This window comes from Cobetia sp. Ld8 (assembly GCF_045066615.1).
Classification (GTDB): Bacteria; Pseudomonadota; Gammaproteobacteria; order Pseudomonadales; family Halomonadaceae; genus Cobetia; species Cobetia amphilecti.
The window spans coordinates 1,202,911-1,227,016 of the sequence record NZ_JBISHF010000007.1 but is presented as its reverse complement, the minus strand read 5'-3'; the positions used below and the strand labels follow the sequence as shown (position 1 = coordinate 1,227,016).

General features: G+C 62.1%; 24 protein-coding genes. 10 read left to right on the top strand and 14 right to left on the bottom strand.

Annotation, left to right across the window (positions count from 1 at the left end):
* Positions 1-49: 49 nt before the first annotated feature.
* Both ACJJV2_RS09975 and ACJJV2_RS09970 read right to left on the bottom strand, forming a co-directional pair.
* Positions 50-463: a DUF6691 family protein gene (locus tag ACJJV2_RS09975; protein WP_043332231.1), complete on the bottom strand. Its 414-nt coding sequence runs from the start codon at positions 461-463 to the stop codon at positions 50-52.
* The gene (locus ACJJV2_RS09970; protein WP_405280478.1) at positions 460-918 is read right to left on the bottom strand and encodes a YeeE/YedE family protein; all 459 of its coding nucleotides are present in this window, start codon (positions 916-918) and stop codon (positions 460-462) included. The genes ACJJV2_RS09975 and ACJJV2_RS09970 overlap by 4 nt, the downstream gene beginning before the upstream one ends.
* A 139-nt stretch (positions 919-1,057) precedes the next feature.
* On the opposite strand from ACJJV2_RS09970, the gene ACJJV2_RS09965 reads away from it, so the two are divergent.
* Entirely contained in the window at positions 1,058-1,969 is a 912-nt protein-coding gene (locus ACJJV2_RS09965; RefSeq protein ID WP_165873919.1) for a LysR family transcriptional regulator, read from the top strand.
* A 170-nt stretch (positions 1,970-2,139) separates the two neighbouring features.
* Here ACJJV2_RS09965 and ACJJV2_RS09960 read toward each other — a convergent pair whose 3' ends face one another.
* The 8 genes from ACJJV2_RS09960 to ACJJV2_RS09925 form a co-directional block, all read right to left on the bottom strand.
* Positions 2,140-2,889 (bottom strand): oxidoreductase, encoded by a 750-nt coding sequence (locus ACJJV2_RS09960; protein ID WP_405280475.1) that lies wholly within the window; start codon positions 2,887-2,889, stop codon positions 2,140-2,142.
* 277 nt (positions 2,890-3,166) lie between these two features.
* On the bottom strand, positions 3,167-3,955 hold the full coding sequence (locus tag ACJJV2_RS09955; RefSeq protein ID WP_405280473.1) for a CmcJ/NvfI family oxidoreductase: 789 nt from the start codon (positions 3,953-3,955) through the stop codon (positions 3,167-3,169).
* Between the two features lie 184 nt (positions 3,956-4,139).
* Entirely contained in the window at positions 4,140-4,460 is a 321-nt protein-coding gene (locus ACJJV2_RS09950; RefSeq protein ID WP_043332225.1) for a multidrug efflux SMR transporter, read from the bottom strand.
* 14 nt (positions 4,461-4,474) lie between these two features.
* Entirely contained in the window at positions 4,475-4,843 is a 369-nt protein-coding gene (locus ACJJV2_RS09945) for a multidrug efflux SMR transporter (RefSeq protein ID WP_052384368.1), read from the bottom strand.
* 284 nt (positions 4,844-5,127) lie between these two features.
* Positions 5,128-6,537, bottom strand: a complete 1,410-nt coding sequence (locus ACJJV2_RS09940) for an NAD(P)-binding domain-containing protein (protein ID WP_405280469.1) — start codon at positions 6,535-6,537, stop codon at positions 5,128-5,130.
* Between the two features lie 175 nt (positions 6,538-6,712).
* Positions 6,713-7,591: a PAS domain-containing protein gene (locus ACJJV2_RS09935; RefSeq protein ID WP_405280466.1), complete on the bottom strand. Its 879-nt coding sequence runs from the start codon at positions 7,589-7,591 to the stop codon at positions 6,713-6,715.
* Complete coding sequence (locus tag ACJJV2_RS09930) at positions 7,588-8,559, bottom strand: response regulator (protein WP_405280464.1); 972 nt, start codon at positions 8,557-8,559, stop codon at positions 7,588-7,590. Before ACJJV2_RS09930 ends, ACJJV2_RS09935 begins: the two co-directional genes overlap by 4 nt.
* Positions 8,556-9,872, bottom strand: coding sequence for a sensor histidine kinase (locus ACJJV2_RS09925; protein WP_405280461.1), 1,317 nt, complete (start codon positions 9,870-9,872; stop codon positions 8,556-8,558). Before ACJJV2_RS09925 ends, ACJJV2_RS09930 begins: the two co-directional genes overlap by 4 nt.
* Before the next feature lie 266 nt (positions 9,873-10,138).
* Between ACJJV2_RS09925 and ACJJV2_RS09920 the strand changes: the two genes are divergently transcribed.
* The 6 genes from ACJJV2_RS09920 to arfA all read left to right on the top strand — a co-directional run bounded on the left by ACJJV2_RS09920 (position 10,139) and on the right by arfA (position 16,592).
* Positions 10,139-12,583 (top strand): DUF1989 domain-containing protein, encoded by a 2,445-nt coding sequence (locus ACJJV2_RS09920; RefSeq protein WP_405280458.1) that lies wholly within the window; start codon positions 10,139-10,141, stop codon positions 12,581-12,583.
* Between the two features lie 352 nt (positions 12,584-12,935).
* Positions 12,936-14,294: an ammonium transporter gene (locus tag ACJJV2_RS09915; protein ID WP_107335007.1), complete on the top strand. Its 1,359-nt coding sequence runs from the start codon at positions 12,936-12,938 to the stop codon at positions 14,292-14,294.
* A 111-nt stretch (positions 14,295-14,405) separates the two neighbouring features.
* Positions 14,406-14,573 (top strand): hypothetical protein, encoded by a 168-nt coding sequence (locus tag ACJJV2_RS09910; RefSeq protein WP_405280454.1) that lies wholly within the window; start codon positions 14,406-14,408, stop codon positions 14,571-14,573.
* A 183-nt stretch (positions 14,574-14,756) separates the two neighbouring features.
* On the top strand, positions 14,757-15,689 hold the full coding sequence (locus ACJJV2_RS09905) for a phosphodiesterase (protein WP_405280452.1): 933 nt from the start codon (positions 14,757-14,759) through the stop codon (positions 15,687-15,689).
* Complete coding sequence (locus tag ACJJV2_RS09900) at positions 15,686-16,342, top strand: HAD family hydrolase (RefSeq protein ID WP_405280449.1); 657 nt, start codon at positions 15,686-15,688, stop codon at positions 16,340-16,342. Before ACJJV2_RS09905 ends, ACJJV2_RS09900 begins: the two co-directional genes overlap by 4 nt.
* Positions 16,343-16,478: 136 nt before the next feature.
* Entirely contained in the window at positions 16,479-16,592 is a 114-nt protein-coding gene (gene arfA, locus ACJJV2_RS09895) for an alternative ribosome rescue factor ArfA (RefSeq protein WP_405280446.1), read from the top strand.
* Positions 16,593-16,774: 182 nt separating this feature from the next.
* Here arfA and ACJJV2_RS09890 read toward each other — a convergent pair whose 3' ends face one another.
* Positions 16,775-17,974 (bottom strand): oxidoreductase, encoded by a 1,200-nt coding sequence (locus ACJJV2_RS09890; RefSeq protein ID WP_405280443.1) that lies wholly within the window; start codon positions 17,972-17,974, stop codon positions 16,775-16,777.
* 167 nt (positions 17,975-18,141) lie between these two features.
* On the opposite strand from ACJJV2_RS09890, the gene ACJJV2_RS09885 reads away from it, so the two are divergent.
* Together ACJJV2_RS09885 and ACJJV2_RS09880 are read left to right on the top strand one after the other, a co-directional pair.
* Positions 18,142-19,020, top strand: coding sequence for a LysR family transcriptional regulator (locus tag ACJJV2_RS09885; protein WP_405280440.1), 879 nt, complete (start codon positions 18,142-18,144; stop codon positions 19,018-19,020).
* A 111-nt stretch (positions 19,021-19,131) separates the two neighbouring features.
* Positions 19,132-19,911 carry an NYN domain-containing protein gene (locus ACJJV2_RS09880; RefSeq protein WP_405280437.1) on the top strand — a complete coding sequence of 260 codons (780 nt, stop codon included), beginning with the start codon at positions 19,132-19,134 and terminating at the stop codon, positions 19,909-19,911.
* An 88-nt stretch (positions 19,912-19,999) separates the two neighbouring features.
* On the opposite strand, the gene ACJJV2_RS09875 is transcribed toward ACJJV2_RS09880, so the two are convergent.
* The 3 genes from ACJJV2_RS09875 to ACJJV2_RS09865 form a co-directional block, all read right to left on the bottom strand.
* Positions 20,000-20,242: a YdcH family protein gene (locus ACJJV2_RS09875; RefSeq protein ID WP_405280434.1), complete on the bottom strand. Its 243-nt coding sequence runs from the start codon at positions 20,240-20,242 to the stop codon at positions 20,000-20,002.
* Between the two features lie 146 nt (positions 20,243-20,388).
* Complete coding sequence (locus ACJJV2_RS09870) at positions 20,389-21,123, bottom strand: enoyl-CoA hydratase/isomerase family protein (protein ID WP_405280431.1); 735 nt, start codon at positions 21,121-21,123, stop codon at positions 20,389-20,391.
* A 308-nt stretch (positions 21,124-21,431) separates the two neighbouring features.
* The gene (locus tag ACJJV2_RS09865) at positions 21,432-22,619 is read right to left on the bottom strand and encodes a CNNM domain-containing protein (protein ID WP_405280428.1); all 1,188 of its coding nucleotides are present in this window, start codon (positions 22,617-22,619) and stop codon (positions 21,432-21,434) included.
* A 427-nt stretch (positions 22,620-23,046) separates the two neighbouring features.
* Between ACJJV2_RS09865 and ACJJV2_RS09860 the strand changes: the two genes are divergently transcribed.
* A complete protein-coding gene (locus ACJJV2_RS09860) occupies positions 23,047-24,078 on the top strand; it encodes a helix-turn-helix transcriptional regulator (RefSeq protein WP_405280425.1) in 1,032 nt (343 codons plus the stop codon).
* Positions 24,079-24,106 lie beyond the last annotated feature (28 nt).

Here is a 24,106-nt window from a genome sequence, read left to right as displayed (position 1 = left end):
AACGCCCGCCATTTGGCGGGCGTTTGCGTTTCAAGGCGGGGTTGTCAGATCAGCTATTGCGCGTCAGACGAGTGGCCAGCCACCAGCCCAGCAGCATCGTCACCAGAAAGCCTGCCAATGGCAGACTCATGGCGCTGCTGGAGACGATGGCAGGCCCGGGGCAGTAACCGCTCAGCCCCCAGCCGATACCGAACAGGGCCGCGCCGAGCAGCAGGCGGCCATCGATATCGCGACGCGTGGGCAGTTGGAAGCGCTCGCCCAGCAGGGGAGTGCCACGCCGCCAGACGAGGCGATAGCCGAGGAAGGTGGTGATGACGGCACCGCCAAGCACGAAGATCAGCGTGGGGTCCCAGTCTCCGGCCACGTCGAGAAAGCCGACCACGCGCGCGGGGTCGGTCATGCCGCTGAGTGTCAGCCCGAGGCTGAAGACCAGCCCGGTGAGAAAGCCGATGACCGTTTTCATGGTGACTCCCCCAGCAGATGTTGGCTCACGAACACCGTCAGCATGGCCACAGTCACGAACACCACCGTGGCCACCAGCGAGCGGGGGGCGAGACGCGCGATACCGCAGACGCCATGACCACTGGTACAGCCGCCGCCGATGCCTGTTCCGATACCCACCAGCAGACCGGCGAACATCATGCTCAGCACTCCGCTGGTGGGATTGCCGATCAGCGCATCCGTGCTTGCGGCCACGTTGCCCCAGTCAAGGTTGAGCAGCAAAAGCAGCAGTGGGCCGCTGATCAACCCGAGTACGAAGGCGAGACGCCAGCGGCGGTCCTGGCCTGATTCCAGCAGCGCACCGCGCGTGATGCCACTGATACCGGCGATACGTCCCAGAAAGGCCATCAGCATCACTGCCGAGAGACCGATCAGGACGCCACCGGCGAGTCCTTTCATGCTGCTTATCATGTCCATGTCGTTCATCCTCGTGTCGCGGTCATCCTGCGGTGCGTCGATGATATGCTCGTGGCTGGCGAGCGCCAACCGGTTGTCTGGCCGCTTGGCTGTACGACAAGGACGCCGACCTTTCGATGGAGGGCACAGCAGGAGCACCATGAACGAACTGACCCAACGCCTGCGCACCTTTCTCAAGGTGGCGGAGCATCAGAGCTTCAATGTGGCGGCGCGGGAGCTGGATATCGCCAGTTCCACGGCGACGCGTCACGTCAATCATCTGGAGCGCCAGCTGGGCGAGCCGCTGCTGGTGCGCACCACGCGCCATGTACGGCTGTCGCCGGCCGGCGAGCGCGCCCTGATCCGCTTTCGCGCCATTCTGGCCGAGGTGGATCAACTGGAGGATGAGCTGGAAACGCTGAGTGAGCGGGTCGCAGGGCCGCTGCGCATCTCGGTGCCGTGGCGCTATTCACGCCTCTATCTGGCCCCGCTGGTGAGCGAGTTCATGCAGTGCTATCCTGAGGTGGCGCTGGATATCGTCAGCAGCGACCAGCGGGTGGACCTGGTCGAGGACCACTTCGACGTGGCCCTGCGCATCGGCCATCTGGAAGATTCGAGCCTGATCGCGCGCCATATCAGTGATCAGCGCTTCGTGCTGGCTGCCGCGCCGTCCTACCTCGCCGCCCAGCCGCCTATCCATCAGCCACAGGACCTGGAGCAGCACCGTCTGCTGACCTTCAGCTATACCACCGCCAATCATCACTGGCGGCTGGTGCAGGGCGATCGGGAGCATCGCATCTCGGTGCGCGCCCGCGCGCTACGCACCAACAACGCCGACATTCTCACCCAGGCGGCGCTGGGGGGCGCCGGTGTGGTGGTGCAGCCGCTCTGGGCCATCCGGGAAGAGCTGGCAAGTGGCCGCCTGCTGCCGGTGCTGGAGGACTTTCAGGTCACTTCATCGGATTTCGACACCGGTATCCACGTCGTCTTCGCGCGCGAGAATCAGCACAACCCGCGCGTACGTGCCTGGGTCGACTTCCTGCTTGCCCGCCGCGAGCGGCTGTCCTGCTGACAAGCCCTGTGAATGGCACGCAGGAAAACACGAAGGGCCCGGTCTCGAGAGATCGGGCCCTTCGTGTTTTCAGGCTGCGCGCTGGGTACTTACCAAGCGGCACTTACCAAGCGGTACCTGCCAGGCGGTATCTGCCAAGCGGCGCCTGGCCACTGCTGCTCAGGCAGCCATCAGTAGAGGATATCGCTGCGGATGATGTACTTGGCACCGTCGCGGATCGGCTCGCCGGCATGCACGCAGTGCTGCGGATGCGAGCCATGCGGGAAGCACAGTACGCCACCCTTGGGCGTGGAGACCGAGACCTTCTGGATGTCATCCTGCGACTGGGCCGGCTTGCCGGGGTCGCGACGGCTGACCAGAAACTCGGTGCGCCCGCCGGTATAACCATCGCTCAGGAAGATGAGGAAGGTGTACTGGCTCATCAGGCCCGGATAGGCGTCCTGGACGATCTCGTCATTGATGACGCGACTGCCTGGCCAGGCACCATCGGTATGCGGCTTGAAGAAGTCGCCGGCCTCGTAGCGATAGACGCGGAAGCGCGCATTGATGCCCTTGGCGCCTTCGCCCTGGATCTGCTCGGTCACCAGCGGTGCCGAACGCTGCCAGATGACCTGATCGACCGCTTCACTGACGACCCAGTTGACGTTGTGGTTGTGGCGTACCGAACGCGGGAGGGAGACGGGCGCATCTTCCTCGAAGCCCATTTCCTCCAGGGCGGCGACGAAGTTGTCGCACTCGGCGGGTGTCAGCACATTGAGCAGCTGGAAGGCACCCGGGACACCCTCGACCTCCTGACGGACCACCTCTGGCGCCGCGTCGGCCTGGAAGAGATCAGACACGTCGCCGTTGTCGGTCCAGATGGGCAGGGGCGTGGGAGAGAAGCCGCGTTCGTGGCGGACGACATGGAAAGACAAGCTCATGGCAAAGCTCCTGAATGACGAAGAATGTGTGACGAGAACGTGGTGGCCGCCAAGTGGTGTCCGCCAAGCGGTGGCCGCCAGGCCTGCAAGGAGGGAGGCCTGGACGACGGTCATCTGGCGGCGAGTGCCGTTAAGTTCGGGCGAGGGGCGGGCGAGGGGCAGCTACCCGGATGGGCCAGGTGTCTGCCATCTCGACCGCGGCGCTCAGCCGCCACCAACCAGTCATTTTCAACCAGCCGCCACCGACCAGCCGTTTTCAACCAACGGCCGTGTCACCTCAGTCGGGATAGCGGACCAATACCCGCGTCTCGAGACTGGTGCGTGTCGGCGCATCGTCGGGCGTATCGAGCAGCTCGGCCGCGGTATGCGCGACCGGCGGCTTGCCGGCGCTGTCGAAGGCATTGAATACGATGGCTTCGTCGGGGCGCATCCGTGAGGCGAAGTACCAGCGGTGAGCCGGATTGTGCACGAGGCCCTGGATCTGGCCGCAGCGGTCCGGATAGAGGATGTCGATGTTGACCCAGTCCTCGTGTTGCACGCTCTGGGTATCGGCGAAGGCCAGCGGGTCGCGTGCGACGGCCTGCTCGACTGGCTGCCAGACATTGACGATGCCGTAGTGGCCGCTCAGCCACTGCTCCGCCTGCTCGGGCGGGAGCAGATCGCGCAGGCGCTGCGGGCCAGAGCGCGGCGAGTAGTCGACATGCACATGCTGCGCCGGCACGCGCTCACCCTCGAAGCCGCGCAGGGTGTGGTCGAACACCTGCACTTCACTGACGCCGAGCTGCTGCTTGAGCAATGCCTCGATGGCCGGCGTGTGCAGGCGATCGCGAACCTTGGCATCGCGCACATCGACGGCAAGCTCGGGTGTATCCAGAAACAGCAATCCCTGGCAGGCGAAGCTGGGCGGTGTGGCGCGCAGGTCCTGCAGCCTGACACCGCGGCGGTCATGCTCCGGCTCGATGCGGCGACCGGTCTCGCCGTTCGGGTCCACCTTGATCTGCAGGCCTTCCGGGCGGTCGAGCTGATAATTGACGAACGCCATGCGGGTAGGGACGGGCGCTGACATGAACGAGACCTCCTTCACGATGGGTTGTCAGAGGATGCCGCAGGGACAGGCACTCAGGCGGGTGCCTGCGGTGCCGAGTCCGGGAGGCTGGTTCACGAGGCTAGTGCACTGGCGCGGGTAGAAAAAGGCGCCTGTCGGCAATTGGTTATTGCACATGTGGCAATAATCAAGCGCCGGCCGGCGCTCAATGCCCGCCGGACAGGTGCAGACCGGCGATGGACAGCACGATGACGCCGATGCAGGCCATGCGGCGAAACGAGAAGTGCTCGCGCCAGAACAGCACGCCGATGATGGCGCTGACCACGGTCCCGATGCCGGAGAACACGGCATAGGCGATGCCCAGACTGATGGTGTCCATGGCCAGATACAGCAGGCTCAAGGAGGAGCTGAAGCCCAGCGCGACCAGCAACACGCCCATGCGGCGGTGCTGATTGGCGTACTGGTTGAAACCGGTGACGCCGACGACTTCACAGCAGCCGGCGGCGATCAGATAGACCCAATCCATGGCGTCACTCCTGGTCATTCACTGAGGGTGGTCTGCGGTGTGGCACTTGCGCGAGGCTGCTTGTCGGCAGGCGCGCTGGGGGCCGTCTTGAGCACGATGATGCCGATCAGCATCAGCACCACGAAGCCCAGCGTGGACCACTGGAATTCGAGATCGAAGAACAGCAGGTCAGCGACTACCGTCCCCACCGTGCCCAGGCCAACGAAGATGGCGTAGGTGGTGCTGGCGGGCAGTGTCTTGGCGATCTGGGTGACCAGACTCAGGCTGATGATGACCAGCAGCACCGTCAGTGCCCATTCAAGCGGACTGTCGGCGACTTTCAGGCCCGTGGCCCAGCCGATTTCGCACAGGGTCGAGATCAGGAAGTAGAGCGTGATGCGCATGGTGATCGGGTGTCCTTGTGGGGTGTCGAGAAATGCGGTGTTTCATCACCTGTGAGAGGCCTGCGTTTCATCAATATCCAACATCAGTCTATATGAGTTTTTGTTGATGTTTTGATGCAGGAAAAGGCGGAGGGAGCCCCTCCGCCAGTTGTCCCTCCACCTGTTGACCCTCCACCTGCTGCCTGGCAAGTCGTTCGTGCAGCCTTGTTTGGCCAGAGCCCCTGTCAACACGAACCCCTGAGACCAGAAGCCCCTTTGAACAAGCGCCCTTGTGACCAGGAGCGTCAGGAGGCCAGCGGCGTGGTCGTCGCTTGAATGTCTGATTCCGCATCGGATGGTGTCGCGGCCTCGGAAGGCTGGGCCAGATAGGCTTCCAGCGAGTCGTCCATCGCCTCCAGCCACGGCGTGTGATGCCTGGGCGCCAGGGTGCCGGTCATCAAGGAGCGATAGCCGTGATCGCGGAAGGTCATGATGTTCTCGTGCTTGTGATGCTCCCATTCCAGGAAGGTGCGATTCACGCCATCGATATCGAAGCTCGGGTAGTCGGTCTCCTCGATCAGCGATTTCACGTAATCGCCCTGGAAGAGAATCATGTCCTCATCACTTTCCAGCGTTTCCTCGCGGGCCCGCCACGCCAGACTGTCTGCACGCATCGCGTCCAATGACGGCAGGGGCAGGGTGCCGAGAATCGCATCACGCACCCACCAGGCCTGGGCATCGAACATGTTGAAGGTGTACCACTGGTCCTGCATGCCGAGATAGAACAGGCGCGGATTCTCTTCCCACGCCACCCCCTTGTAGAGCCCCAGCGGCCACATGCGGTTGGCAGTCTTGAGGCGCAGCGACTCCTCGAGGAACGGGAAGTGGTGCAGATAGCCGGTGCACAGGATGATGGCATCGACGCGCTTGTGGCTGCCGTCACTGAAATAGGCGGTATTGCGATCGACCTTCACCAGCAGCGGTTTCTCTTCCCAGTTGTCCGGCCATTTGAAGCCCATCGGGGCGGTGCGATAGCTGGTGGTGATGCTGCGCGCACCATACTTGTAGCACTGTGAGCCGATGTCCTCGGCGGAATAGCTGCTGCCGAGCAACAGCAGGTCCTTGCCCTTGAATTCCAGGGCATCACGGAAGTCGTGGGCATGCAGAATGCGGCCATTGAAGCTCGAGAAACCGGGGAATTCCGGCACATTGGGCGTCGAGAAATGCCCGGAGGCCACGATGACGTGATCGAATCTTTCGCTGGTCACCAGATCGAGTGCCTGGTCATGCACACTGACCGTGAATTGCTGGCTGGCATCATCGAAGGTGACCTGGCGCACCGGGCAACCGAAGCGGATGTACTTGCGCACGCCGGCCTTCTCGACGCGCCCCTTGATGTAGTCGAACAGCACCGCACGCGGCGGATAGGAGGCGATAGGGCGCCCGAAATGTTCTTCAAAGGAGTAGTCGGCGAATTCGAGACATTCCTTGGGGCCATTCGACCACAGGTAGCGATACATGCTGCCGTGGACCGGCTCGCCGTGGGCATCCAGTCCGGTACGCCAGCTGTAATTCCACAGACCGCCCCAGTCATCCTGCTTTTCGTAACAGACAATCTCGGGAATCTCGATGCCCTTGTCGGCGGCGGATTGAAAGGCACGCAATTGAGCCAGGCCACTGGGTCCTGCACCGATGATCGCGATACGTTGGGTCATGGATACCTTCCTGTTCTTGTTGTGTCTTCATGCGTTATCCGAGGCTTCAGGACGTGGTGACGTCGTGAAACACTGACAACGAAACAGGCTAGCGAGATGTGGTCCGGCTGCACATTGCTCGGAAAGGGTAGCCATAAAGGGGTACATCAGTTCATGTCTCAGTTCATGTCTCATTTCATGATTCAGTCGATGGCGGTACGCCTGGAATATCCGAAGTGTCGACGGCGAAGATGATGCCCTCCACCGCCAAGGGCGTGCCATCCGGTGAATAGATGCCATGGCCCTTTTCTTGCACCCGGATGACCTCGCCGTCGCGATGGCGAATGCGGTAGGCAAGGGTGAAGGGGGTGCGGGCCTCAAGGGCTGCCTGCACCTGATCCCACACGCGGTCGGCATCTTCGGGATGGATCATCTCGCCGTAGGTGAGGGAGGGATGGTCGAGCAGTTGCTGGGGGCTGAGGCCGGTGATGGCCAGGCAGCCGTCACTGATGTATTCCATCGACCAGTGGCGGTTGTTGCGCGCGCGATAGACCATCGCGGGCAGCCCCTTGATCAGCCGCGTCAGGCTGCGCAGGTTGGCGGCGTCGATCTGCTCCTGCTGCACGCGCTCGCTGATGTCATGCAGGGTGAGCGTGGCGGGCCAGGGCGAGGCCAGCGAGAGCGACTGGCTGCGCACTTCACACCAGCGATAGTGGTGGTCCGCCCCCATGATGCGCAATCGCCAGCAGTCAGGGCGTTCGCGGCGCGAAACGTGGCGGGCGAGCATGTCCCAGCGCGATTGATCCGCGGGGTGCAGGGCATCGCGCAGGCGCTGCGCTGCCGTGCCGTGCCCGTCCGCTCGAGTGGCGGTTGGCATGTCTTCCCGTGGGTCGCGCGATTCGTGTCCGCTCAGGGACTGCCAGCCGCGCGAGGCATACAGCAGCGTACTGTCGGCATTCACCACCAGCACGGCATCACTCAGCCCATCGAGAATCGCCTGTGCGCTGAAGGGCGAGGCAGTCGAGGCGGGCGAGGCAATCGAGGCGGAGGCGAACTGTTCGAGAAAGCGCATCATCGCAGGCTCTCCTTTTTGGCCCGGGTCGTATCCGTTTCGGCGCCTGTCGCGTCCTCGGCGAGCGCTCGGCTGGCATCGCTCGCGGGCGTCAGCGGGTGAGCGTAGACCCAGGCGGCCAGCTCCAGTCGCGAATGCAGGTTCAGCTTGCGCAGCAGATTCTTGACGTAGACCTTCACCGTGCTGTCACTGATGCCCAGCTCGCGGGCAATCAGCTTGTTGCTGAGGCCGCGCCCGATCCATTTGAGGGTATCGCGTTCACGCTCGGTCAGGCCTTCGTACCATTCAGGTGCCGTGGGCCAGTCAGGTGCCTTGGGCCAGTCAGCTGCCGTGGGCCAGTCAGGTGTCGTGGGTCGGTCGAGAGCGGCGGCCCCGTCGAGCGTGGGGCCAGCAGGGGGATTCGCCACAGTTGGCGGTGCCTCAGTCTGCTCCCGCTCCTGCTGCTGTTTATGCTGCTGTTTATGCGTTTGAGCTTGCGAGTGTTGTTCGCGCTGGCGGTGGTCCTGCTGCAGACGCCGAGCGAGCAGCAGCAAGGTCTCTTCTTCCAGCCCCAGCTTGCCGTCGACCACGGCCTGCAGGCGCTCGAGAATGCGTTCGGGGTCGGTGTCCTTCATCAGGTAGCCATCCGCCCCTTGCTGGATGGCATCCAGCAGGTGACGGCTGTCATCGGAGGCGGTCAGCAGCACTACCTTGAGAGTGGCATCACGCTGCTTGAGATGGCGCATCAGGGTCAGGCCATCGAGCTGCGGCATCTGCCAGTCGACGATCACCAGCTCCGGGGTGAGGGTGGACAGGGCGTCAAGCAGATCGGTGCCGTCATCGAAGTCGGCCACGACCTCGAACAGGCCACCTTCACTCAAAAGCTCGGCAAGCCCGCGTCGAAACAGCGGATGGTCGTCGACAAGCACGACTCGTGTCGGGGGTGTCGAGGGTGTCTGGTGTGTCGAGGGCACCTGGCGAGTCACGGTCATGTGTCGTGGCGCTCCCAGCTCAGTGTCACGCGGGTACCGCCCTGGCGGGGTTGGGTGATGGCGAAGTCGGCCCCGAGCTGGCGCGCGCGGTCCTGCATGATGCCCAGTCCGAAATGGGCGGGGGCGATGTCGGCGGGGTCAAAGCCGCAGCCGTTGTCCTCGATGGTCAGCAACACCCGCTCCGCCGGCTGAGGCCCTGAAGATTGATGAGGCCCTGAAGACTGATAGAGCAATTGCAGGCGCAGGTGGGTGGCCCGGGCATGGCGCACGCTGTTGGTCATCGCTTCGCGCACGATGAACATCACCTGCAGGGCCTGGGCATCGGGGAGGTGCAGTGACTGGATGCGGTTGTCGAGCTCGAACACCATCCCTGAGCGTGTCTCGAATTCCTCGATCAAGTCATCCAGCACGCGGGCCAGCGGCGCGTCTCCCCAGGTGGCGTGCGCGCCGTTGATCAGCTCCCGGGTCTGGCGCAAGGTGCGCCGCGCCTGGGTATGCACGTCCTCGGCCAGTGCCTGCACCTCCTGTGGCGCATGGCGGGCGGCGCGATTCAGGCGTGCGCTCTGCATCTGCAGATAACTCAATTCCTGGGCGAGGGTATCGTGCAGCTCCGCCGCCAGATGTCGGCGCTCGTTCTTCAGCGCCTGTGCCACCGCTGCCTTCCTGTCTTCAGCGTGACGCGCCTGTTGCTGCTGATGCAGTGCCAGGCCACGGCTCAGGGCATCGATGACGGCGCTCGCGGGCCCTGATTCGAGGGCTGCGGCGGCCGGCTCTCCAAGCCACAACCAGTCATCGCCTGTCGCCTGTCTGTCAGTGGTGTGCGTGAGGGCGATCAATACCCCGTGGGGCTTGCCCGAGACAGCTAACGGCTGGCGGCTGGCGTGCGCGTCATGGGCGATCTGGCTGACGGTCTCCTGCAGGGTCTGACGCGTCTTTGTGGGCAGGGCGAGGCCAGTCGGTGCGATCACCTCATGGCGTTGCTGATCGACCCCACGATGCAGCACGCAGCTCTCGACAGGACGTGAGCAAGCCTGAGTGCCGGCAACCTGCTGGCTGAAGAGGCCCATCCTCTCTCCCTGAAGTTCTCCCCAAAGCTCTCGCAGCAGCTCTCCCAGCAATGATGGCAGCGTCTCCGTGAGGTCAGCGCAGGTGGCGATGCCCAGGGTGATGGCGTCGAGCTTGGGCGTCTCGCGTCTCGCATCGCCGGGGGAGGAGTGCAGTGGCTCGTCGGCACGGCGGGCATTAACCAGGGCGGCCGCCGTTCGTGCAGCAGGCACCTTGCCTTCCTTCCCTGCGGCGAGAATGACTTGCATGCGAGCTCCTCTCTCTACTTCCTGCTTCGGGGTTCTTTCTTCGGGCTTGCGATGTCGCGCCAGCAAGCTTGATGAGCAAGCTTCATGCCAGTGAACGGCTTACCCCTTCATGGGTAACTCTCTTGATGGATTGTCGCGATCTCCACTGTGAGTAAATTTAATTAACCATGAAGAACGTGGTGCGTCACAGAAGGGAACATGCACCATCCAGGCACATCGGGGAGCTGCTTCGCCCCATCACGCGTGCAACGCCGAACCCACTTGCCATGACCACAAGAGGTATCACCACGATGGAGCTTGCAGTCGAGATACCCGCTGCCACGCCGTGCCAGCCGTATCGTTATCGAATACCCGGGCTGGATGCGCTGGCGCTTGAGCTGTCGCCGGGGGACAGCGTGCAGGTGTCATCCGTCGATGGTGCCCAGGCCTGCGAGTGGCTGCTATTGCCGCCAGGGGGCCGGGAGGGACAGCACGGGGTGGTAGAAGCTGGAGGGGCAGAAGCTGGAGGGGCAGAAGCTGGAGAGATTGCAGACACAGTCGATGGACTGACACTCGCGCGCTACGCCAGCATCACCTGTCTGGAAGAACATGCCTTTGCCAGCCAGCCACAAGGGGGAGAAGAGGGTAAGGCCGAGCAGGCACGAAGTCCGTTCACCCAGCAGCGTCTGGCAGCGCTGGGAGTCGCGCAGGTGCCACTGTCGCAGTGGCAGCGCTTGTCAGTGGCCGGGTTGCCGGCCGAGATTCGCTGGCCGCGTGAAGCACCTGCCGCGCGCCTGATTCTGCTGGCTCCCGGTGATGACATGCAGCTCGATGGCAAGCATCTGGCCACCGAGCTTGAGGTCTCGCACTTCTGCGAGGGGCTGGTGGGGCAGGAGCAGCTGCCAGCGCCCTTGGCGCCGATCAAGCAGGAGACGAGAGTCTCGGCGGGCACGGTCGAGGTCTATGAGGTCAAGCAGGGCGAGTGGATCCAGATCATCGATGTGGCGGGTCGCCAGTGCTCCGATTTCGTGGCCTTCGATGCCAATGCCTGGGCGCAGGGTGAAGAGCTGGGGCTGGACGCCGGCGCCACGCGCAGCCTGTCCGGTCATTGCATGCCCAACCCGGGGCTCTATTCGGTGTTCTTCGATCAGCACCTGCATCCGATGCTGGAAGTGGTGCAGGACACGGTGGGACGCCATGACAGCTTCATGCTCGCCTGTTCGCCGCAGTATTACGAACACCACGGCTACTTCGGCCACGATAGCTGCACGATCAATTTCAACAACGCCCTGTCGGCGTCGCATGGCATTCAACAGCGTGCCAGCTGGCCGGCGATCAACTTCTTCTTCAATGCCTATGTAGAGCCCTGCGGGACCCTGGCGGTGGACGAGCCCTGGTCGCGCCCCGGCGATTACGTGCTGCTGCGCGCCGACCGTGACCTCATCTGCGCCTCATCGGCCTGTCCGGATGACATCGACGCCGCCAATGGCTGGGTGCCGACCGATATCCAGGTGCGCATCTACGCCGCTGAACATGATTTCCCCCGTGGGATCGCCTATCGCAATCGGCCCGAGGAATTGCCGCGCATGACACTGCCCACCGCCTTTCATCCCTGCACCTCCGCCTTGACCAAGCAGTTCATCGACTACCACGGCTACTGGCTGGCCACGCATTACGAAGGGTGGGGCGCGCGGGCCGAATATCTGGCCTGCCGCGAGCGGGTCGCGATGATGGATCTCTCGGCGCTGCGCAAGTTCGAGGTCGCCGGCCCCGATGCCGAACGCCTGCTGCAATACGCATTGACCCGCAATGTACGACGGCTCTCCATCGGCGAGGTGGTGTACTCGGCCATGTGTCAGGAAACCGGCGGCATGCTCGATGATGGCACCTTGTTCCGCATGGGCGAGCAGACCTTCCGCTGGATCTGCGGTGACCCGGCCAGCGGCCAGTGGCTCAGGGAGCTTGCCCAGCGCCAGGGCTATCGCGTCACGGTGCGTGACTCCACTCATCAGCTGCACAACATCGCGCTGCAGGGCCCGAAGAGCCGCGAGGTGCTGGCGCCGCTGATCTGGAATGCGCGTACCCAGCCAGACGTTCAGGGGCTGGGCTGGTTCCGCTTCATGATCGGTCGTCTGTCGGGGCCGGATGGCATTCCGCTGATGGTGTCGCGTACCGGCTATACCGGCGAGCTCGGTTATGAAATCTGGTGCCATCCCAAGGACGCCCCGGCCGTGTGGGAGGCGATCTGGGCGGCGGGTGAGCCCCATGGCATCGCGCCGCTGGGACTGGATGCCCTCGATATGCTGAGAATCGAGGCGGGGCTGATCTTCGCCGGTCATGAATTCTGCCCGCAGACCTCCCCCTATGAGGCGGGCATCGGCTTCACCGTGCCGATGAAGAGCAAGGAGGATGACTTCGTCGGGCGGGCAGCGCTGCAACGCGAGGCGCCGGAATCACGGCATCGCGTGATGGGCCTGAAGATGCACAGCAGCGAGTTGGTCAGCCATGGCGACCTCGTCTATCACGGCCGCTATCCGGTGGGCGTGGTCACCAGTGCCACCCAGTCGCCGCTGCTCGATCGCTCCATCGCGATGTGCCGCCTGGCACCGGACTTCGCAAGCCCGGGAACCCAGCTTGAGATCGGTCAGCTGGATGGCCATCAGAAGCGCCTCGCCGCCGAGGTGGTGACATTGCCCTTCCATGACCCGGAGCGCCTCAAGGTGCGTAGCTGATCTCACTGCCAGGAGGGGAAGCATGAGAGATAAGTCGCGCGCAATGACCTGCGTATATGCAGCGCCCTGCAAGTCATCTCACGGTGCATGCCGTGGCCGGCATGCCTCAATAACGCCCATCCTCCTCGCAGGGAAGGCTTCATGGGCTTCATATCTGAAGAGGAGTCCTCGGTTTCAAGAATGATGCAGTAAAAACAACGAATTGCTGAGGGTGGCCAATCAGGGTCATCTGGCATGTCGCTTGCTTTATCCAGCAGGTCCCCTTGAAAAACAACAACAACCCCCGGACGGGCAGTGCCGCTTGCACAGTGAAGCGCGCTGATCCACAGGCTCCGGTAAAGGAGAAAAGACGATGGATGAAAAGACGTTGCAAAGCATATTGGATATGCATCAGGCGATGAACATCGAGGTGTTCTATTGGTGGTGTACCGCCATCATGTTCCTGATCCATGCAGGCTTTCTGGCCTATGAGATCGGTGCCTCGCGTTCCAAGAATGCGTTGGCATCCGGCATGAAGAACGTGCTGACGCTGGCCTCGATCATCCCCGCCTTCTACTTCGTGGGCTGGTGGATCTACAACGCCTTCCCCAACGGGCTGATCCCCATCGAGGCGTCCGCCGCTCTGCCGTGGAGCGCGAGCATGCGTCCGGACGCCGATGACATGGGCACCGGCATCTTCTTCGCTGCCTTTGCCCTGTTCGGCGCGACTACCGGCTCCATCCTGTCGGGGGCGGTGATCGAACGCATCCGCCTGGGGGCCTTCCTGATTCTGGCGGTGATTCTCGGCGCCGGTGTCTGGATCATGGCGGGCGCCTGGGGCTGGCATCCGGATGGCTGGATGCTGCACAAGCTGGGCTACCACGATGTCGGCGCCGCCGGTGTGGTGCACGCCGTGGCCGGCTTCTTCGCGCTGGGGGTGCTGCTCAATCTGGGCGCGCGCATCGGCAAGTACAGTGACGATGGCAAGCCGCAGGTGATCGCGCCGCACAACATGCCGATGACGTTGATCGGCCTGATGCTGATCATCGTCGGTTTCTTCGGCTTCCTCGGCGGCTGCATCATCTTCAACACCGGTGACATCGGCTGGACCACCATCTACGGCAATCGCACCAACCTTTCTGCCTTCGCCTTCAATACCCTGATGGGCTTCGGCGGCGGCGTGATCGGTGCTTATCTGTCCTCGCGTGATCCCTTCTGGACCATGTCCGGTGCGCTGGGCGGCATCATCACCGTCGCGGCGGGGCTGGATCTCTACAACCCGGGCCTGGCCTTCGTGCTGGCGGTCACCGGTGGCGCCCTGATGCCGAAGATCGGCGCACTGCTCGAGAAGCGTGGCCTGGATGATTCCGTCGGCGCCTTCGCGGTGCATGGCTTCTGCGGCTTCTACGGCGTGGTACTGGTGGGCATCTTCGCGGCCGGCTTCCCGAATGTCGGCGAAGGCGTGCCGGACGTTTCCTTCACCGGCCAGCTGACCGGCGCGGTGGTGATGGCGCTGACGGGCTTCATTCCGGGCTGGGGCGTGGCCTATCTGCTCAAGAAGTTCAACCTGCTGCGTGTGCCACCGCATGTCGAGGTACTGGGTCTGGACCTGTTCGAAGTCCCGGCCAAGGCCTATCCGGAAAGCCTGTCCTCCGAGACGAGCTCCAGCGTGCCGGCACGTTCCGGTGGGGTGGTCGCGGCGCCAATGGACAAGCGTCCTGACATCAGCTGAGCCCCGGCGCACATTCTGAAAAGGCCGGTCTGTCGAGATAAGCGCTGACTGGCCCCGTTATTGCAGTCCTGGTAGACCCAACCGATATCCGCTTTCGCAAGGAGTCTTGCAATGGAAACTGTCGAAACTGTGGTACACGCTGGCAACTACGCCTTCTTCTTCAGCAACTCTGGCGCCGTGGCGGTGTGCCTGCTGGTCGCCGCTGGCGTCTGCATTGCGCTGAGCGCCAACATCCTGCGCCACGAGAAAGCGTCCTTCGAGAGCAAGAAGACGCCGTGACCCTCCGGGCATCATGACCGGCACATCAAACGCCGCAGCGCTCAGCGCTGCGGCGTTTTTGATAGGTGCCATTGCACCCGATTGGCTTTGCGCGAAGAGAGTGTGGCGTGCGTCACGCAGTCGTCACCTGAGAGCTTGATAATGGCGGCCCCTCAAGGTGGCACTCATGGAACGCGCGATAGCATGAAACTGATTCATCTGACCGATACCCATCTGGTCGCCCCTGACAAGCGACTTTACGGGCTGGACCCACGTGCACGGCTGGCGGCTGCCGTCGCCGATATCAATCTGCGCCACGGCGATGCTCAGGGCGTGATCATCAGTGGTGACCTGACCGATCGCGGTGAACCGGCCGCCTTCCAGGCGCTGCGTGAGGTACTGGAAGAGCTGTCGATGCCGTATTTCCTCGGCATGGGCAATCACGATGCGCGTGAGGCTCTGCAGGCCGCCTTCCCGGAGCTGCCCTGTGATGACGATGGCTTCGTGCAGTATGCGCATGCCTTCGGACCCGACGCCGATGATTGCGTGCTGGTGATGCTCGATTCGGCCGTCGCGGGGGAGCATGGTGGTCTGCTGTGTGAGTCTCGCCTGGCGTGGCTGGATGCCTGTCTGGCTGCGCATCACGATCGCCGTATCCTGCTGGCGCTGCATCATCCGCCCATGGCCCTCGGCATCCGCTACATGGACGACATCCACTTGCAGAATTCACAGTCGCTGCATGATGTGATCCAGCGGCATGGCAACGTCGAGCACTTGCTGTTCGGGCATGTGCATCGTCCGGCCAGCGGTGTCTGGCGGGGGCTCTCGTTCTCGACCCTGCCGGGCGTCAATCATCAGGTCGGGCTGGATCTGGTCTCCGCGGCGGATTGTCTCGCCGGCAGTCATGAGCCGCCGGCCTATGGCGTGCTGATGATAGGCGAGGAGCAGATCGTCAATCACCTGCACCTCTACATGGATGACAGTCGCCGCTATTTCTTCCACGACACGCTCGAGGCCGCCCAGTCGCTGGAGGCGCTCGATGAATTGATCGCTCTGCAGCGCGATGAGCGGATTCCGACTCGCGAGCGCGAGCCGTTGAGCAATACCTTGCAGGCAGCTGAGGCAGCAAAAGAATGAACAAGGCGTTATATGTCTTTGATTTTGATGGTGTGATTGCCGACAGCCTGACACTGTGCCTCAAGGCCTGTGCACATGCGGCGCACCTGGAAGGGCGGACGATCGTGCTGGAACGCGATAGCTGGGAGTCGCTGGACAACGTGACCTTCGAGGAGATGGCGCGTGTGCAGGGCTTCACGGGCGAGGCCGTCGCGCGCTTTGCCGCGCATGTCTTTGCCTATACCCGCCAGGCGACGCCGCCGGCGGTCTTCACCGGCATGCGCGAGGCCTTGTCAGCACTCGCCGAACAGGGCGACGTCATGGTGCTGTCGGCCAATCACAGCGAGATGATTCGTGCCACGCTCGCCGCCGCCGGTCTGTCGGATTGCGTGTCACAAGTGCTGGGCGGTGAGATCGCGGGCAGCAAGGGGGCCAAGCTGGCGGGTCTGTTGGCGGCGCCGCAAGTGGCGGTGGAGCGCAGCTGGATGGTGGGCGACGCCGTCAGCGACATTCGCGCCGCGCACGAGGCAGGGTGTCGTGCCGCTGCCGTCAGCTGGGGATGGCAGAGCCCCGAGCGTCTGGCCAGCATGGCGCCGGAGCGGGTCATCGCGCAGCCGCAGGCGCTGATGATGCTGAGTGACCCGAGCATGACCACGTCATTGACGCACGTTTGAGTCGCTGGAAACTCAACCCATATCGTTGAGTTGGCGATGCTGTATTTTCAGTGTTCAGTCCCTCGCCAGGGATTGATTTGTACTTGGCGAGGTCTATAGTCGCTGTGTTGATTCATCGACGACAGGAGAAGACACGATGACCCACAAGCGCAAGGTGCAGGACAATGCGCTCAAGGCGGTGCTGCGTACCCCGATGTTCAAGCAACGCGTGGTAAAGGCGCGCAAGGGCAAGGGCAGCTATCAGCGCTAGGGCAAGTCGCAGGGAAACAGGGGCGGCAGTGAAGCGCCTTCAGTCAGTGTGCACAACGCTGCCTGAAGACGCTTCATTGGTGCGGTTTCCCACGACCTGACATGTATCACTGCAAGGGACTGAAACATGAACGCCGCAGCGTCAGCGCTGCGGCGTTCTGTGTCTGTCCTACTGAAAGCGACTCAGTTCGAGAAGTGCGCATTCCAGGTCTCGGCGCGTGCGGCGTCACGGGCTTCATAGTCGGCCAGCACCGTCCCCAGTTCGCCCAGTGACTCATGCTCGCGATCCTCGCCCAGCTGGGTCAGGCGCAGGGTATACCAGGCTGTCACCCCGCCTTCAGGCGGCGCGCTGAAACGCGGGAATTCTGGCGCGGGGCATTCTCCGGCCTGCCAGAGGGCGGGCAGTGTCGGGTGCAGCGCCAGTGGGCGGGCCAGGCCGACGAGGTCGACGGCGCCCTGTGCCACGGCGTCTTCGGCCTGGGCGAGAGTCTTGAAGCCGCCGGTTGCCATCAGGGGCAGGGTCGTTACCTCGCGTGCACGCTTGGCGAATTCGACGAAGTAGGGGCCGCTGGCACTGGCATCCGACGCGGAGCTGGCGCCGGGGAAGTAGGTGCCACCACTGATATCGATCAGATCGATGGGCAACTCATCGAGCGCTGCTATCACCTGCAGCGCTTCGGCTTCCTCGAACCCCCCTTGCAGTTGGTCGCTGGAGTTGAGCTTTACCAGTACCGGGTAGTCGTGGCCAACGGCCTCACGCACGGCAATGATCACCTCACGCATCAGGCGCATGCGGTTGTCGAGGCTGCCGCCGTAGTCATCCGTGCGCTGATTGAAGAGGGGAGACAGAAACTGACTGAGCAGGAAACCGTGTGCCGCATGTACCTGTACCCCGCCAAACCCGGCTTCACGCGCCAGGCGAGCCGTCGTTGCCATGGCGGCAGGTAATGCCTTGATGGCCTCCAGGCTCATGGCCTCGCAACGTAGCCCGGGAATATCCAGGGCACTGGGGCCGTGCGCCGTGCTGGTCGGTGGGTAGGCCATCGCACCGGCGTGGCCGAGCTGCAGCCAGAGGTCTGCACCGTGCTGTTGACCGCGCTGGGCCAGTTGCGTGAAGGCCGCGAGATCGGACTGCGCGTTGAGCACCAGATTGCCCGGTTTCTCGGCATGGTGGTGGTCAGGCTGTACCTCACCGACCAGTGACGCCGCCACGCCACCCTCTGCCCAGCGCTCGTAAAGGCGCAGCTGTGCCTCACTGGGGTGCCCCGTGCCATCGCCGAGAGAATCTGACATCGCAGCCTTGACGATTCGGTTGGCGAGCACCCGGCCGCTTGGCAGCGTGAAAGGGGTGAACAGGGCGGAGGCTGTCGGCTGGTCTGTCATGGTGGCGATGTCTCTCTTGGTGCTGGTTAAGTAAAAGATGTGGCAAGGAATATGCTGAGCAATGTGGCACTGAATCTGTCATTTCAGGAACTGATGACAGGGTGACATGCCTTGCGGACGGTGATAATCCGTTGTGCGCGCACAGTATCCGTGAGCAAATGGAACATATGAAAACGCATACGGACCTCGACATCTTTCACGCCGTCGTCGACGCCGGCACCTTCACCGGGGCGGCGCGCCAGCTTGGCATTACCCACTCCGCGATCAGCAAGCGCATCGCGCAGCTGGAACAGCGTCTTGGTGCCCAGCTGTTGATTCGCTCCACTCGGCAGATGCGCTTGAGTGAAGCAGGGCAGCTCTATGCCCTGGAGACGCGCGAGTTGCAGGAGCGCCTGCGCAATGTCGAACAGGATATCGCCGAAGGCAGCGGTGCGCTCAAGGGGCGCATTCGCCTCTCGTGTTCCAATGCATTGGGCAAGCTGCAGGTGATGCCCCTGCTGTTGCGCTTCATGGAGCGCTATCCCGAGGTGATCGTGGACCTGACGCTGTCGGACGCGGTGGTCGACCTGGTCCATGAAGGGATGGATCTGGCGATACGCAGTACCGCACAGCCCGAGCTCGGCCTGATCGCCAGGCGGTTGGCCACCAACCATCGCGTCATCTGTGCATCACCGGACTATCTGGCAAGCCACGGCACGCCGCGCTCAGTGCCGGAGCTGGCGGAGCATGTCAGCCTGATCCTGAATCTCCCAGGCGGCTTCAATGCCTGGGGGCTCAAGTCACTGCCCGACATGCGTTGCGGCTTCCTCTCCAATTCCCTGGAAACCCTGCACGCCGCCTGTCTGGGCAGCCGCGGCATTGCCTGTCTGCCGCACTACCTGATCGCCGATGACCTGGCTTCTGGACGCTTGCTCCCGCTGCTGGAAGACATACGTGGGGACGGCGCAGATACCAGCATCTACATCGTCCGCCCGGAGACGCAGATTCTTCCTCGACGAGTGAGGGTGCTGATGGATGCCTTGATAGAGGGATTTGAAACCGGCTAGGAGGTGTTTGCCAAGGGTATGACTTATCTGGTGAGCATCAAGGTCATTACATGACATATTATCCCAAGGAGAGATAACAGGATTTCAGTGACGTACATCATGGAGCGATACATGTCACAGATAGGACGCAATAGATTGGCGGTACTTATTGATGCTGACAATGCGCAGGCTGCTATCTGCGAAGCGCTGCTGGCAGAGATTTCAAAACTGGGTGTCAGCACCATCAAGCGGGCTTACGGAGACTGGACGACGCCAAATCTTGCGCCATGGAAAGAGCATCTTCTGCGTCATGCCATTCATCCGGTTCAGCAGTTCAGCTATACCCAGGGCAAGAATGCAACTGACTCTGCGTTGATCATCGATGCCATGGACTTGCTGTACTCGGGGAACGTGGAGGGGTTCTGCCTCATCTCTTCGGACAGCGACTTTACACGGCTGGCGGCTCGTTTGAGAGAGAGCGGCATGCTGGTATATGGCTTCGGTGAAGACAAGACACCTCAGCCCTTCGTGTCTGCCTGTGACAAGTTCATCTACAGCGAAGGACTGCGCAAGGTTGTAGAGAAGCCTGTCCCGGCCATGCCAGTCAGCAAGCCGGCCGCTGAGCCGGTAGCCCTCGTCAAGCCGACCAAGGCACAGAGGCAGTTGAGATCACATATTCTGAATGCGGTGAATGAGTTGCCACAAACGGATGGTTGGACTTCTCTGGCAGCATTGGGCGCATACTTGAGAAAGAAGATGCCTGACTTCACACCGGCCGATTATGGGGCCAGCAAGCTTGGAGTCTTGATTCAGACGCTTGATTATCTTGATAGATGGCATCGGCCTGTAAAAGGCGGTGGCCAACATTTATATATCCGGAAAAAGGTTAGCCGGCCTGCAAAGGCCAGCTGATCAGGCAATCTCTTGAGAGAGGTAGTCAGTCACACAAGCCGATGGATAATAATCGGCTGCTATTTCCAGGTAATGAGCAGTCGTCGCTTTACTCAGTCGCCATCATTCGCTCGTACAGGCCATCCTTGAGCAGGCTGCGCTGGTGTTTGAGCTGGTGCATGGAGTCATCGCCGATCGGCGATTCATCGACTTCCAGGGCGTGAATCTCGATATCGATACGGGTATAGGCTTCCGCGATGCGGGCAAACTCTTCATTGCCATTGATCAGGCGCAGAATGAGTTCACGTTGCTGAGGGAAGTCGTTGCACAGGGAGTGGTCATCGATATGCATGGTGTGGCTCCGAAATAGGGTGGGAGAATCCAAAAAGAGGGAGTGTTGCCACTCCCCTAAAGGGCATCCTTGCTTACGTTGCAGGACGTATTCTCAAACGATGGACTGGACGTCGATCACGATCTGGTCCCAGTTGCGCTGGGCGGTCATGTCGTTTCGACATCGCTGTCATAGGCATTCTGGAAACGCTTGATGGCGGCGGTCTGGCTGGTGGCCTGATAGAGCCAATAGGCCTCTTCCTTCAAGGCGTCTTCGATGGGCTTGTCGATGGAGGCGTAGACGGCCTGTTTGCAGGCGTTGATGGCGGCTGATGGCCACAAGGAGATTCGCTCGGCCAGCGAGTCGACGAAGGGGCCGATCTCCTGCGGGTCCAGCGCACGATTGATGGTGCCGTATTCGGCGGCCTGATCGGCATCGAAGTCCTTGGCGCTGAGGATGATTTCCAGCGCTCGGCCAAGGCCTGCCTGACGTGCCATGCGTGAGGCACCACCCCCGCAGGGCAGAATGCCCATCGCGACTTCCATCTGCATGAAACGGGCCTTGCCACGTGCGGCGAAGCGCATGTCACAGGCCAGGGCAAATTCGTGACCACCGCCGCGGGCAAAACCTTCAATCTTGGCGATGATCGCCTGGGGCAGGCGGCTTACGCGCTCGAGGACCACCTGCAGGTCCAGCAGCTTGACCTCACCCTGGTGGACCGCATGAGTCGACATGTCCTTGAGGAAGTCCACGTCGGCATGCGCGACAAAGATCTCGGGATGGGCTGACTGGAAGACCACCATCTTGGTGTCGCTGTCACGCTCGAGCTTCTGCAACAGCATGGTCAGGTCGGCCAGCATGGGAATGTCCTGAATATTGACCGGCGGATAATCGAAGGTCACATACAGAATGGCGCCTTTCTGTTCAGTGCGGAACGTCGTAAATTCTTGTATATCATTATGTTATCTCGGTTCGTTCGCTGCCCGTCGTGTGTGATTAACGTTAGCACCGAGTCCGGGGATTGATTACCGAGAGATTGGAAGAAAGAAATTATTCGATTGATTGAGAGTCGGGGTTCGCAAGAGGAATCAATGGGTTATCAGGCGGTATCAACAGCCGCCAATAAAAAAAGTCCCGCGATAGTCGTATCTGGCAACGACTTTCACGGGACTTTTGCCTTCGAGCGGGTCACAAGCGTGGAGGGACGAACCTAGCCCTTGCTGTCATCGGCGCTCTTGGCAGGCCCTTTGGCAGAGTTATTGGCAGAGCCCGCATCTTGCTCGGTTTGCTCGTAGACGGGTAAAGCGCCTTCACCAGAGCCAGCTTCATCGCCCGGGACAGCACCTTCACCAGCCGCCGTTGCAGCGGAAGGTTGGGTGTTTGAGGTGTTGGCACCGATACGCTTGGTCCAGCGCTGGCGGGCAAAGCGGCGCAGATTGGCCACGTTGTCCGTCTCGTCGATGATGTCCTCGCCCAGAATCGTCTCCATCACGTCTTCCAGCGTGATGACACCCAGCCAGTTGCCGAGGTTGTCGTAGACCACGCACAGATGCTGGCGTTCGCGCTGCATGAGCCCAAAGGCGTGTTCGACGTTGTCTTCGGCGTGCAGCTCGCTGATCGGGCGCATCAGGTCCTTGAGCGGCGTGGTGGGCTCTGCCTGATGGGCATCGGCGCGATGGATCATGCCCAGCGTTCGCTCATCGTCGGTCATCACCGGGTAGCGGCTGAAGGGCCAGACCGTCAGCTGGTCATTGAACTCGGCCACGCTCATCTCGGGACTGACCGTCTGGCAGACAGGGCGCGGCGTCAGCACGTCGCGCACCTTCATCTCATGCAGATTGAGGATGTTGGTGATGACGCGCTGTTCATCATTTTCCAGGGCTTTCTTGTCGAGCCCCATCTGGGCCAGTGCCTTGATCTCGCCACGCACATCGATGTCATGGGCATCCTTGCCGATGCGCGAGGTGATCAACTCCGACAGCCAGATCAGCGGCTTGAGCGCGATGACCATGGCATTGAGCACGCCGGGCAGCATCGGCGACAGCTGACGCCAGTAGGTGGCACCGATGGTCTTGGGGATGATTTCCGAGGCCACCAGGATCAGCAGCGTCATCACCGCCGAGGCCACGCCGACCCAGGCTTCCCCGAAGACGACCGATACCTGCGCGCCCACCCCCGTGGCACCGACGGTATGCGCGATGGTGTTGAGCGTCAGGATGGCGGCCAGCGGCTTGTCGATATTGTCCTTGAGCTTGGCCAGTGCGGCGTGGCGCTTGGGGTGCTGGTCTCTCAGGCTTGCCACATAGCTGGGGGAGAGCGACAGCAGCGCCGCCTCGAGCACGGAGCAGATGAATGAGATGCCAATCGCGATGGCAGCGAACAGGATCAACAGAAACATGAGGCGTGCTCCTTGGGGGGGAAAGGCATCCATTAGTGACATAAGGCGCAGCACTGTCAAACCCGTGAATTCTCGCGGAGTTTTCAGCCTGCTGGCCAAGCTTGCCAGCCTGTGACGCAAAGTGCCGTTGACTCGAGGGATGCAAGAGGGCTGCAAAAGGGAAAAGGGCTTTACATGAGACAAGATGCAATACTTATATAATAATGAGATTGTTTTGCTTTCGGCAATCATTGTATTTTGTGTTCGCCAGCCGTATTCGCAAGCCACGGCCTGGCATGGCCGCTGAGTGGCACCGTGCGTCCCTTCAGCCGTCAGTGCGACCCGCAGCAGGCGGTAGGCCTTCACCAGGATTCACATTGCAGGGATTTGCAGCGACATGTCACAGCCGCTTGGAGACATAGCCGACAGTCGGATTACACGCCGCGTCATGGCCTCACCTCAACAGCGCCCTTCATCGCTCAGCGAGCGGCGAGGCTGGCGAGCAGCGAAATATCCGCATTGCGAGGGGCAGGTGCATGACCTGCATCCCTGGCGGGATGCACATCTGACGCTGTGTGATCTAGAGGTGTCACGCGCCTATCACGGCCAGCATCAGTTTCACGAGGGTCTCTATCTCTGCCTGGTGCTGGAAGGGCGACTGACGCTATCAGGTGTGGACGGCGCGGGGATCGACTTGTCCGCGGGGCAAGGGGGGATATTTCGCCCGGCGAGAACGCAGTCTGCGCCGCCGACGCTGAAGAGCTATCACCCTCAAGGCCGCCTGCGCTGTATCAGCTTGCATCTGGAGGGCGAGGCCAGCCAGTCCCTGCAGGTACGGCGAGGGCTAGAGAATTGGGATGCATTGCCGTGCGCGCGTGACTCCAGCCCGCTGAGCTGGGCGCCGGGGCTCTGGCTTCATCAGCAACTGGATGAGCGTGTCAGAGCCCCTGATGGTGAGGGCCCACAACGAGAGTGCGAGACGCCAGCGACCCCCGCCTGCGAGGGAGAGATGCTGGAGTGGCAGGGGATCGCGCTGCAGTTGTTGGGGGCGGCACTCAAGCGCCGCGCTGGTGAGGCGCAGGAGGTTTCGGCGTTCTCCGCAGCCGCCGCACCCCCTGCATCGCCATTGGCGTCCCCATCGCGCCCCCACGGCGCCTGTCGACATCTGGAGGCGGTGCGCCAGCGTCTTGCCGCCGTGCCGCATGGCGCACACTCGCTGGAGGAACTGGCGCGGCTGGCCTGCATGAGCCCCTCCGGCTTGCGCCACAAGTTTCGCCAGGCCTTCGGGCAGTCGCTGGGTAGTTATCAGCGCGAATGTCGCATGCGGTGTGCCGAGCAGGCTCTGCGTCGCGGGGTGAGCATTCAGCAGGTGGCGCATCAGGTGGGGTATGCCCATGCCTGCAACTTCGCCACGGCCTACCGGCGTCATTTCGGGGTGTCGCCACAGGCGGCACGAGCCAGGTTTCATCGCGTCGAGTGAGTCGTGATGGCGGCGAGCACCTGACAAT

Bases quoted from the DNA above. Each gene is read 5' to 3' on its own strand.
- ACJJV2_RS09865 (WP_405280428.1), bottom strand. From the start codon at position 22,619: ATGTTTCTGTTGATCCTGTTCGCTGCCATCGCGATTGGCATCTCATTC.
- ACJJV2_RS09965 (WP_165873919.1), top strand. From the start codon at position 1,058: ATGAACGAACTGACCCAACGCCTGCGCACCTTTCTCAAGGTGGCGGAG.
- ACJJV2_RS09960 (WP_405280475.1), bottom strand. From the start codon at position 2,889: ATGAGCTTGTCTTTCCATGTCGTCCGCCACGAACGCGGCTTCTCTCCC.
- ACJJV2_RS09890 (WP_405280443.1), bottom strand. From the start codon at position 17,974: ATGACAGACCAGCCGACAGCCTCCGCCCTGTTCACCCCTTTCACGCTG.
- ACJJV2_RS09950 (WP_043332225.1), bottom strand. From the start codon at position 4,460: ATGGATTGGGTCTATCTGATCGCCGCCGGCTGCTGTGAAGTCGTCGGC.
- ACJJV2_RS09940 (WP_405280469.1), bottom strand. From the start codon at position 6,537: ATGACCCAACGTATCGCGATCATCGGTGCAGGACCCAGTGGCCTGGCT.
- ACJJV2_RS09905 (WP_405280452.1), top strand. From the start codon at position 14,757: ATGAAACTGATTCATCTGACCGATACCCATCTGGTCGCCCCTGACAAG.
- ACJJV2_RS09920 (WP_405280458.1), top strand. From the start codon at position 10,139: ATGACCACAAGAGGTATCACCACGATGGAGCTTGCAGTCGAGATACCC.
- ACJJV2_RS09930 (WP_405280464.1), bottom strand. From the start codon at position 8,559: ATGACCGTGACTCGCCAGGTGCCCTCGACACACCAGACACCCTCGACA.
- ACJJV2_RS09900 (WP_405280449.1), top strand. From the start codon at position 15,686: ATGAACAAGGCGTTATATGTCTTTGATTTTGATGGTGTGATTGCCGAC.
- ACJJV2_RS09975 (WP_043332231.1), bottom strand. From the start codon at position 463: ATGAAAACGGTCATCGGCTTTCTCACCGGGCTGGTCTTCAGCCTCGGG.
- ACJJV2_RS09925 (WP_405280461.1), bottom strand. From the start codon at position 9,872: ATGCAAGTCATTCTCGCCGCAGGGAAGGAAGGCAAGGTGCCTGCTGCA.
- ACJJV2_RS09875 (WP_405280434.1), bottom strand. From the start codon at position 20,242: ATGCATATCGATGACCACTCCCTGTGCAACGACTTCCCTCAGCAACGT.
- arfA (WP_405280446.1), top strand. From the start codon at position 16,479: ATGACCCACAAGCGCAAGGTGCAGGACAATGCGCTCAAGGCGGTGCTG.
- ACJJV2_RS09945 (WP_052384368.1), bottom strand. From the start codon at position 4,843: ATGCGCATCACGCTCTACTTCCTGATCTCGACCCTGTGCGAAATCGGC.
- ACJJV2_RS09935 (WP_405280466.1), bottom strand. From the start codon at position 7,591: ATGATGCGCTTTCTCGAACAGTTCGCCTCCGCCTCGATTGCCTCGCCC.
- ACJJV2_RS09915 (WP_107335007.1), top strand. From the start codon at position 12,936: ATGGATGAAAAGACGTTGCAAAGCATATTGGATATGCATCAGGCGATG.
- ACJJV2_RS09955 (WP_405280473.1), bottom strand. From the start codon at position 3,955: ATGTCAGCGCCCGTCCCTACCCGCATGGCGTTCGTCAATTATCAGCTC.
- ACJJV2_RS09860 (WP_405280425.1), top strand. From the start codon at position 23,047: ATGGCCTCACCTCAACAGCGCCCTTCATCGCTCAGCGAGCGGCGAGGC.
- ACJJV2_RS09880 (WP_405280437.1), top strand. From the start codon at position 19,132: ATGTCACAGATAGGACGCAATAGATTGGCGGTACTTATTGATGCTGAC.
- ACJJV2_RS09885 (WP_405280440.1), top strand. From the start codon at position 18,142: ATGAAAACGCATACGGACCTCGACATCTTTCACGCCGTCGTCGACGCC.
- ACJJV2_RS09910 (WP_405280454.1), top strand. From the start codon at position 14,406: ATGGAAACTGTCGAAACTGTGGTACACGCTGGCAACTACGCCTTCTTC.
- ACJJV2_RS09970 (WP_405280478.1), bottom strand. From the start codon at position 918: ATGGACATGATAAGCAGCATGAAAGGACTCGCCGGTGGCGTCCTGATC.